The organism is Arcicella sp. GW458-12-2-14-TSB2, assembly GCF_059423785.1.
Map to the genome: position 1 here is coordinate 1 of NZ_JBWKYN010000228.1, position 7979 is coordinate 7979.

At 35.9% G+C, this 7979-nt stretch carries 6 protein-coding genes; 3 read left to right on the plus strand and 3 right to left on the minus strand.

The annotated features are described in order from the left end of the window. Nucleotides 1-71: 71 nt before the first annotated feature. The gene (locus AC07XN_RS22070; protein WP_494744621.1) at nucleotides 72-1244 is read right to left on the minus strand and encodes an aminotransferase class V-fold PLP-dependent enzyme; all 1173 of its coding nucleotides are present in this window, start codon (nucleotides 1242-1244) and stop codon (nucleotides 72-74) included. Nucleotides 1245-1342: 98 nt separating this feature from the next. Here AC07XN_RS22070 and dnaG point away from each other — a divergent pair, with 98 nt between their 5' ends. Both dnaG and AC07XN_RS22080 read left to right on the plus strand, forming a co-directional pair. Then, nucleotides 1343-3433, plus strand: a complete 2091-nt coding sequence (dnaG, locus tag AC07XN_RS22075) for a DNA primase (protein WP_494744626.1) — start codon at nucleotides 1343-1345, stop codon at nucleotides 3431-3433. Between the two features lie 70 nt (nucleotides 3434-3503). Then, nucleotides 3504-4007 (plus strand): SixA phosphatase family protein, encoded by a 504-nt coding sequence (locus tag AC07XN_RS22080; RefSeq protein WP_494744622.1) that lies wholly within the window; start codon nucleotides 3504-3506, stop codon nucleotides 4005-4007. 101 nt (nucleotides 4008-4108) lie between these two features. Here AC07XN_RS22080 and AC07XN_RS22085 read toward each other — a convergent pair whose 3' ends face one another. Together AC07XN_RS22085 and AC07XN_RS22090 are read right to left on the minus strand one after the other, a co-directional pair. After that, nucleotides 4109-4948: an RpnC/YadD family protein gene (locus tag AC07XN_RS22085; RefSeq protein WP_494744623.1), complete on the minus strand. Its 840-nt coding sequence runs from the start codon at nucleotides 4946-4948 to the stop codon at nucleotides 4109-4111. 177 nt (nucleotides 4949-5125) lie between these two features. Then, nucleotides 5126-6088, minus strand: coding sequence for a hypothetical protein (locus AC07XN_RS22090; RefSeq protein ID WP_494744624.1), 963 nt, complete (start codon nucleotides 6086-6088; stop codon nucleotides 5126-5128). A 123-nt stretch (nucleotides 6089-6211) separates the two neighbouring features. Here AC07XN_RS22090 and AC07XN_RS22095 point away from each other — a divergent pair, with 123 nt between their 5' ends. Further along, nucleotides 6212-7840, plus strand: coding sequence for an amidohydrolase family protein (locus AC07XN_RS22095; protein WP_494744625.1), 1629 nt, complete (start codon nucleotides 6212-6214; stop codon nucleotides 7838-7840). The last annotated feature ends 139 nt before the right edge of the window (nucleotides 7841-7979 follow it).

Consider the following 7979-nt stretch of genomic DNA (forward strand, 5'->3'; position numbering starts at 1 on the left):
GACTTAAGTCGCCCGCTAAGAGAAAAAAGGTTGTAATTATCTTATCAAAGGTCAAAAATAAGAACTTACCATTACTGAATACCTTTCAACAAACCGTCCATTAGTACATCAATATCGTTCATATCATTATAAAGATGTGGTGCAAGCCTGATAGATTGTCCTCGGAACGAAACAAACACTTTGCGTTCTTGTAAGGCAGCTTGAATTTTTTGGTAATCTATATGCTCAGGAATCCTGACACCTACTAAATGGCTACTTCTGTAAGGTTTTTCTTCTACCCAGTAGCCATGTGCTTGTAAAATGTCCAAAGGTTCTTTCAACAATTCATCACAATAGTTATTGATAGCATTCACACCCCAAGCATTGATTTGTTCTATCGCCGCAGTGAGCATAGGGTTTAAAATAAAGTTACTTCTTTCACCCATGTTGTATCTATCCGCTTTGGCTCTATACTGAGTTTGGTAATTAATCAAATTTTTAAAATCCTCAGAACCCACCCGATTTATCCAGTTACGTTCCAAGGGATTGCCCTCATCGAAAAAAGCTCCGAAATAGGCTACACCTGCTGAATAAGGGCCTAAAAGCCATTTATACCCGGGATTGATGATGGCATCGGGCTGTACTTTTTGTACATCAAAAGGCATCGCTCCGATAGACTGTGTGCCATCCAATACCAACAAAGCACCTACCGAACGGCAATGTTGACCAATGATTTCGGTATTAAAAGAAGTGCCATCAGCCCAGTGAGTAGGTGATACTACTACTAAACAAGTGTTGCTAGTGATGGCTTCCAACAATTTTTCATTCCATATTTTACCCCTATTTTCTAAGGATGCTGGCGGATGAACTACCCTCATTTTTAAACCTAAATTGATAGAAACCTCTTCCCAAGCATATACGTCTGAAGGGAATTCTTCGCTGACCATCACAATTTCTTGCCCTGCTCGTATATTGGGCTTTCTATACAAGTTTTTAGCCACGATTGCCATGCCGTAGGACGATGAGGGTAGTAACACAATACGCTCAGGGTCGGGACAGTTAATCAGTTTGGCATAAGCTTGTTTAACGGGTTCGGTCGTTTCAAAAAAGCTTTGTGAAGTAATGTTTTGAGGTTGCGTTTTTCGCAAAATTCCTTGAATACCAGCTTCTTCTACCGATTTAAGATTGGGTGCCATGGTGGCACAATTGATATAATGAATACCTTCTTCAAGGCTAAAAAGATGTTTTTGACTGGATAAACTCATTTTGTTGATGTTATATTGAAAGGTTTTCAAAAATACATATTCTTGACGATTTTAAGCTATAAATGATTTGTACAACACAAAAAGGTGTAATTTTGAGTATGCGTATAGATGAATCAACCATAGAACGAATCCGACAAAGTGCTGATATTGCCGATGTAATAGGCGATTATGTTTCTTTGAAGAAGAAAGGAGCAAACCTTTGGGCTTGTTGTCCATTTCATGGCGAAAAATCACCATCCTTTTCAGTATCGCCTGCTAAAGGTATTTATAAGTGTTTTGGTTGTGGAAAAGCTGGAGATGCTATCCGTTTCATCATGGATATTGAAGGACTTGGATATGGCGAAGCTTTGCGGCATTTAGCCAAAAAGTATGGCATTGAAATCCAAGAAACACAGCTTTCAGACGAACAACAATTAGCACAGAATGAACGTGAAAGTTTACTGATTGCGCTGAATTATGCTAAGAACTATTATCAAGATAACCTTTTTCAGCACGAAGAAGGGAAAAATATAGCCTATCCATATTTTAAAGAAAGAGGATTCTCAGATAAAACGATTCGTACGTTTGAATTGGGTTATAGCCTAGATAATTGGGATGCTTTTACGAAAGAAGCTGTCAGGAATGGCTATAATATAGATATTTTAGTAAAGGCTGGCTTGACGATTTTGAAGGGCAATGAGAACGAGACTGTTCAGCAAAATCAGAAAACCTTTGACCGTTTTAGAAATAGAGTAACTTTCCCTATCCACAATGTATCAGGAAAAGTAATTGCTTTTGGAGCAAGAATCCTGAAAAATGATAAAACGCAGGCAAAGTATTTAAATTCCCCTGAGACAGAGGTTTATCATAAGTCGAATGTACTTTACGGAATTTACCAAGCCAAAAATGCTATTCGTACCAAAGACGTTTGTTATTTGGTAGAAGGTTATACCGATGTTATTTCTTTGCATCAAGCAGGTATTGAAAACGTAGTGGCATCGTCTGGAACATCTTTGACGATAGAACAGATTCGTTTGATTGCTCGTTTTTCGCAGAATATTACTGTTTTGTACGATGGCGACCCTGCTGGTATTAAGGCGTCGTTGCGAGGAATGGACATGATTTTGGAAGAAGGACTTAACGTAAAGTTGGTTGTTTTTCCAGAAGGCGAAGACCCTGATAGTTACGTTCAGAAAATCGGTTCGGATGCTTTTGTAGAGTATATACAAAAAACCGCTAGCGATTTTATTACTTTTAAAGCAGAATTATCACTCAAAGAAGCTGGAAGTGACCCTTTCAAAAGAGCCGAGTTGATAAAAGACATGGTGGCTAGTATTTCTAAAATTCCTGATTCTATTAAAAGGTCAGTATTTTTTCAGAAAACAGCTAATTTGATGCAGATTGATGAAGGGATTTTAATTGCCGAAAGCAATAAGATTTCTTTAGAAAGAAGCAAACAAAGAGAAAAGGATAACCAAAGAGATGCCAATCGTCAGCGATTACAAAACGATTTACCGTCAGGAGTAACCCTTAGTAAACCTGAACCCAATGTAAATTTTGATGATTTACCAAGCTTTTCAGAAGAAGATGAGTTTTCGGGTTTTGTAGATTATAATGTTAAAAAGGATTTAGAAAATAATGTTCAAAGTCTGGATTCATCAGTTAATAAAGCGACGCTTCAAGGACTTGCATTACAAGAAAGAGAGTTTATTAGACTTATAGTTTGTCATGGAGATAAGATTGTTGATAAAGAACAAGCTCCTGAATATACCGTTATTCATTACTTACTAGATGAAATTAAAGATTTAAATTTTGGCACACCTCTTTATCAAAATATACTTAACATTTGTAGGGAGAAACTTTTACAAGGAATAGTACTCAATACGGAGTATTTTTTAAAAAATCAAAATTCAGAAATTCAAACTGAAGCAATAAACTTATTTGCAGAAACAGAGCGTTATAGTGCCTCTGAAGAATGGATTAAACATGATATTCATATCCCAACGGAACATGAAAAGTTACCTGATTTAACTTTCCAAAATCTACTAAGAATACAGATGGCTTTTCAAAAAGATGTAATAAAAAATTTAATATTACAACTACCAAATCTAGAGAAGGACCAAGTTGATCAAATAATAAAATTGATAGACTCATATAACCATCGAGTAAAAGAGATATCCAAAATTTTAGGAACAGTGGTTTCTAGGTAAATTTATAGAAAAATATAACTTTAGTTAGAATTAGGAACCGTAGTTGGAAGATAGAAACAAAACAAAGACAATGACAAAGACATTATATTTGGTTCGCCATGCCAAAGCCTCAGACTCAGTTAGCCCTGATTTAATCCGTCCACTGACCTCAAGTGGCATGATTGATGCCGCTAGAATGGGAAGAAATTTATCAACCAAAATCAATCCCATAGATTTAATCATTACTTCCAATGCTGAACGTACACAAATGACTGCTAAAGTACTTTCTGAACAATTGGGTATTGCTGACGAAAAGATACATTTGTTGAGTGATTTGTACGAAAGCTCGCCTAAACACTACTTGGATGCAGTAAATGCCATTCCTGAAAATATAAATGCTGTAATATTGGTTGGTCATAACCCAAGTATCAGTTATTTCGCAGAATACCTTACCCATGCTGATATTGGCTCGATGCCTACATGTGCAGTTGTAGGGATGAAAATAGAAAATTTAGCTTGGGCAGAAGTAGGTAAAAAGTCAGGAGATTTGATATTTTATGATTCGCCAGAGAGTATTTTGGGGTATAATATATAATGGTTGAATACTTTTATATCGTTTTAACGTAGCGTGTGTCTTCACATGCTACTGAACATTTATAATAGAAGTAAAAATATTTAGAATGGTAAGGTAGCAGTCTATTTTTTAGTAAGTTGTAAGTGTACAGATTTTACAAAGTCCACCGAAGTCTCTGCTATATCTGCGATTTGCTCAAAAGGTAAATTTAGTTTCTGAAGCAAGTTAGTAACAAACTTTGTCAGTTCTCTTTCACGAGCAGTTGCTTCTCCTTTGTCAAGACCTCTTAAAAATAGAACATCTCTTTCTTCTTTGATATATTCTGCGATACTGTCCATAGCAATTTTTAAATTTAATTCTAAGTTACGCAATTGTGCTAAAACACGCAACTGATTGAAGTATCTACTTAACGAAAGTTCTCCTTTGGTAGTTTCCTTGACACGGCTGATTATCTGTCTTAATACATTATCGGGCTCTTCTCCCTCGAAATTTGCTAAAATACTTAAAACAATTTCTTCAGGCTTATCCGAGTTGAGGAAAATATGATAATTAAGCTCTGAAAGTGAAATAAGTGGAAAACTGAAATGTAACTGTTCTCTGATAAGTTGAGTAGGCATTGCTGGCTTATCTTTACCAAGAAAAATAACAAATTGTTTTACGGGCATTTTATACTTTCTTTCCAGCATAAAGTAATATTCGCCCATACGATACACCATTTCGGGTTCATCTTTTACTTGAAACTCAATTTGTAGTATAAAAATGTTACCCTTATCGTCAGTAATTTTCTTTAAAGTGTCAGGTTTACGTTCTTTGGTATGTTGAATATCATCAGGCAGTTCCTCCATAATAACAGCTTTAATTTCGAGTACATTTTGCATGATACTCGAAATCACAGCTTCAATGTTTTCTTTGAAAATCTTGTCGTATTGGCTTGATTGAGGTTTATCCTTTTTTGCTCCCATGTAGAAAAGGTATTAAAAATCAGTTGATTTATTATGTTTTCGGCTTTGCCGTAGTGGTGTCTTCACACACTACCGATTTCTTTGTACACTCATAGACTACATTTATTTGTGGGCTTAATAGAAAGAATTAGAACAATCGTTTTTATACTTGAAAACTATTATTCATTTACTCAATCCTTAGTGCAACGATAAACTATCTCTTAATGCTACATCTTTTGGACTATGCTTTGTCCAATAATCGCTTAGGAGAGTTTTCTTTAAAATAGCTTTAGTTGTCCAAGTTTTTCCTTGATTAACATTATGTTCCGTCCACCCCATAATTTTATATGGAAAAGTTTTTTGAAAAACTACTTCTACTGAACGAGATTTTTCTGGGTAAGTAATAGAAAATACCTTTAGCTTTTTCTCCGTAAAATCTGTTCCTGTATAATCTTTTAATGCAGTTTTAGCCGACAATACTGTTGGTAATTGATGAGTTAATTGTGAATAACTAAAACTTGGAATCATCTCAATATCACCATCAGGTAAGGTTGCAGGTGAAAGGCGAATTCTACTCCAAATTTCATCTTCCAACCAAGCTCTTTTTAATTCAAAATCTTCTTGTACTTCTTTTTCAGTATAGCTTTTTCCTTCTATTTGATAAGCTCTATTCTTGTTATTCAATTGCAAATAAGCCATTCCGTTCCAGTCTTGCAAAGAAGTAGCTACTTTCAATGCGTGTGGAAAAGCCTTTGTATCGACAGGAGAAAAAACAGAAGTCATCAATGAATAATCATTAATACCTGACAGAAATTTTTCTGTAATATTTACTTTCAGCACACTGGTAGCATCCGATTTATTATCCGACTCTAGTTTTACTTGTTTATCAGTTCTAAAATTTTCTGTTACAAAAATCATGATACTTTCCCCCACAGAACTTTGTCCATTATTATCTTTTTGCAAAGCATAGCTATTGATTTCCGCTTTGTTTTTATACCAATAAGCGGCAAAAACTTTATCAGAAGCCGTAGGCATTGAAAGCGAAGTAACGTCGGGCTTTTTAGGCGCTTGTTGATAAATAGTAGCACCATTGGCAAAAGCATATACAACTGCCAAGGTAACACAGATGGCTAAAAAGTTATTTCTGATGAAGTGATTCATAAAATAGAAATTTCAAAGATTGATATGAGCTTCAATTTACACATTTTAGATAAATTCCGTATCTTGGAAAAAGAATAATTACTTCTTCCCATTTCATTCAACATTCTTCAATTATTAATTAAAATGAAAAAATATTTACATTACTTTATCGCCTCCTCAGTTTTAATATTAACTGCCTTTCAGGCTCATTCCCAAATAGAAAAAGCACCACCGAGAGCAGAAGGCGAAGGTCAATACAATCGGATGATTATCCGTGGTGTAAACCTTATCAATGGTACAGGTTCTCCGATGCAAGGCCCTTGTGATATAGTAGTCGAGAAAAATAAAATCGTTGAAATCAAAGTAGTTGGGTATCCGGGTGTTCCGATAGACACTAAGAGTCGCCCAAAACTGAATGATGGCGATAAAGAATTAGACTGTACGGGCATGTATATGTTGCCAGGTTTTGTAGATATGCACGGACATATAGGTGGAAAGTCGCAAGGAACACCTGCTGAATATGTTTATAAACTATGGTTGGGACATGGCATTACCACCATCCGTGACCCTTCGGCTGGGAATGGTTTAGATTGGGTGTTAGATCAAAAGGCAAAATCTTTGAAAAATGAAATTACAGCACCAAGAATTTTGGCATATACAGCTTTTGGAATGGGAGCCAAGGAAACCATTTCAACCGCAGAACAAGCGAAAGCTTGGGTAGAAGAAAATGCCAAAAAAGGAGCTGATGGTATAAAGTTTTTCGGAGCAAGACCAGAAGTAATAGAAGTGGCCATTAAAAGAAATAAAGAATTAGGCTTACGTTCGGCATATCATCATGCACAAGTGGATGTGGCTCGTTGGAATGTTTTGAATTCTGCCAGAGCGGGACTAACTTCTATGGAACACTGGTATGGTTTGCCTGAGGCACTTTTTGAAAGCCAGACGATTCAAGATTATCCAGCAGATTATAATTATAGTAACGAACAAAATCGTTTTGAAGAAGCAGGTAAACTGTGGAAACAAGCAGCCAAGCCGGGGTCAAAACGATGGAATGAAGTAATGGATGAATTGCTAAAACTAGATTTTACCATCGACCCTACTTTTAATATCTACGAAGCCAATCGTGAATTGATGTTAGCACGCAGAGCCGAATGGCATGAAGAATATACGATGCCTCAATTATGGCGTTTTTATCAGCCTTCGCGTATTTCACATGGTTCATACTGGCAAGAATGGGGCACAGAGCAAGAAGTGCAGTGGAAAGAAAATTATAAACTTTGGATGGCATTTATCAATGAATATAAAAACAGAGGAGGGAGAGTAACGGCTGGGTCTGATTCAGGCTTTATTTTCCAGCTATATGGCTTTGCTTATATCCGAGAACTAGAATTATTAAGAGAAGCAGGTTTTCATCCTTTGGAAGTAATTCGTGCAGCAAGTTTAAAAGGTGCTGAGGCATTGGGAATGGCTGATAAAATAGGAAGTATTGAAGTCGGTAAATTGGCAGATATGGTGATTTTAGAAGAAAATCCGCTAAAAAACCTAAAGAACCTTTACGGGACAGGAGCTATTAAGTTGACAGATAAAAATGAAGTAATTCGAGTGGGAGGTGTAAAATATACTATTAAAGATGGCGTAATTTATGATGCTAAAAAACTGTTGGAAGATGTACGTAAGATTGTAGCAGATGCTAAAAAGAAAGAAAACTTCGAGATTTTTCAACCGGGATTAGAGAAGAAATCAGGGGCGAAAGTACAGGGGAGTAAGGAGTAGAGATAAGATTGTTAAATTCTAATTCTTACTATTAATGGGTAATTTAAGTCATAAATGATTATTTATATGTTTGTAAGTATCTGTTATTCAAGCCTTATCACTAGCGAGGGACTTAAGTCCCTCGCTAGTGATAAGGCTT

Coding starts and splice junctions, on each gene's coding strand:
- AC07XN_RS22070 (WP_494744621.1), bottom strand. CDS start 1,244: ATGAGTTTATCCAGTCAAAAACATCTTTTTAGCCTTGAAGAAGGTATT.
- AC07XN_RS22080 (WP_494744622.1), top strand. CDS start 3,504: ATGACAAAGACATTATATTTGGTTCGCCATGCCAAAGCCTCAGACTCA.
- AC07XN_RS22085 (WP_494744623.1), bottom strand. CDS start 4,948: ATGGGAGCAAAAAAGGATAAACCTCAATCAAGCCAATACGACAAGATT.
- dnaG (WP_494744626.1), top strand. CDS start 1,343: ATGCGTATAGATGAATCAACCATAGAACGAATCCGACAAAGTGCTGAT.
- AC07XN_RS22095 (WP_494744625.1), top strand. CDS start 6,212: ATGAAAAAATATTTACATTACTTTATCGCCTCCTCAGTTTTAATATTA.
- AC07XN_RS22090 (WP_494744624.1), bottom strand. CDS start 6,088: ATGAATCACTTCATCAGAAATAACTTTTTAGCCATCTGTGTTACCTTG.